Annotated in this window: 2 protein-coding genes; both read right to left on the reverse strand. The window is 44.2% G+C overall.

Features of this window, described 5'->3' with window-relative positions:
• A partial coding sequence (locus tag A3739_RS05125; protein ID WP_197472075.1) for a YiiD C-terminal domain-containing protein occupies positions 1-339 on the reverse strand: 339 nt, incomplete at its 3' end.
• 150 nt (positions 340-489) lie between these two features.
• Positions 490-1,237, reverse strand: a 748-nt coding sequence (locus A3739_RS05130; protein ID WP_068500583.1) for a tellurite resistance TerB family protein, incomplete at its 5' end; no start/stop codon positions are given.

A 1,237-nucleotide genomic window follows, 5' to 3' on the forward strand; every position in this document is an offset into this window, starting at 1 on the left:
TAAGGATTCCTGATCTGGAGAGAGAACTTCTGCACGAAGCGTTTCACTAAGCGGGCGCAGGTACTCAATTTCAGCCTTCGCGACGACTAATTCACCATCCAGACCTAATTCTTGAGACTTTATTGAGGACATTCCCCATGCTGTAGCAACAGCGATGACATAGATACTTCCACCAAACGCGGTTCCCTTGTCATTGGTATTCGGATCTAGCGGCGCTTCAAAAACAAGTCTATTTCCATCATAAGAATGTACCGAAATCTCTGCAGCACGAGCCAAAGGCACATTAAGCATAAAGAAGTCTTGAAGTGCGCGTGCTGCGATATCGTGTAATGCATTCATTCGGTATAGATCTCAAAAAAGAATAGGCGCGAAAGTATACCGCAAATCAAATATAAACCTAGTTGCATCACCGCATGCATACTAACTCGAATACATTAAGCGGCGATGCAAACCGAACTACTAAAAAGCGACGCAAGAACAATGCAAGAACTACGCAACCTCAACTTTGACATTTTGTGCTTGCGCGCGAAGCTGATGCTCAAGACCTGCTGGCAGATTCAATGCTTTTGAGAGCAGTGATAAATGCCTGTATTCAGACTCGTCATCAAGCTCAATTGTCAAACAAGAAGCAAGATAAATCTCTGCCTTTTGCTCCATTGAATCGAACTGTCCAACTATCTCAACCATGAGTACAGGCTGCAGGAATAGATTCAACAACTCACTCTTCACATTCACACTCAAATCTAACCTGTTAACCGTTTCGGCTATTCTGCGCTGCTCTTCTAAATCAATCTGACCATCAGCGCGTGCCGAAGCAATCATAGCTTTCACTAAACGAAGTTCGAAATCACTATCCTGTTGAGGCTGATTAATATGCGCTAAGGCTTCTCGTTCATAACTTGACTGGAAACGAGATGCTTGATGAGAGGGCGCTTCATATCCTGCATCTCGTGCGGACTGCTTTTCATGAGCTTGACCAGTATGCTGCCAATCTTTGTAGGCTCTATATGCTAAGACTCCTAATAATGCTGCACCGCCATATTTAGCCGCCTTGCCAGCTATCTTACGCCTTGATTTGCTAGCGACGAGGGTAGCGATCAAGCCTCCCGCAACGGCACCACCAGCTAAATCACCCGGAATATTGCTAGTAAAATTTGATAATTTATTTGAAGCTTGTTGATTATTCAGTTGTGACGATTCGTTCGCTTGTCCTGAACCCGTGAATTGATTGAGTAAT

The organism is Oleiphilus sp. HI0067 (genome assembly GCF_001635735.1).